The organism is Paraburkholderia sediminicola (genome assembly GCF_046026895.1).
Taxonomy (GTDB): Bacteria; Pseudomonadota; Gammaproteobacteria; order Burkholderiales; family Burkholderiaceae; genus Paraburkholderia; species Paraburkholderia sediminicola_C.
This window is the reverse complement of record NZ_JAQQEU010000323.1, coordinates 1-253: the sequence shown is the minus strand read 5'-3', so window position 1 is coordinate 253 and position 253 is coordinate 1. Positions and strand designations below refer to the sequence as shown.

Here is a 253-nt window from a genome sequence, read left to right as displayed (position 1 = left end):
TGAAGTTGACCCAGAAAAACGGACATCTATCCTTTGGAGAAGGAGGTGCCGATTATGGGCAAGCATCGTACCCCGTACCCGGCGGAATTTCGGGCGCAAATGGTCGAGCTGGTGAAGGCAGGACGCAGACCGGAGGAACTGGAAAAGGAGTTCGAGCCGACTGCACAGACCATCTACAACTGGGTGGCGCAGGCTGATCGCGACACGGGCGTGCGGCATGACGGTCTGACCACTGCGGAGCGGCAGGAGCTTA

At 58.9% G+C, this 253-nt stretch carries 1 protein-coding gene; it reads left to right on the top strand.

Features of this window, described 5'->3' with window-relative positions; translation table 11 throughout:
- Positions 1 to 33: 33 nt before the first annotated feature.
- On the top strand, positions 34 to 253 hold a 220-nt coding region (locus PQR02_RS40960), incomplete at its 3' end, for a transposase (protein WP_408243473.1).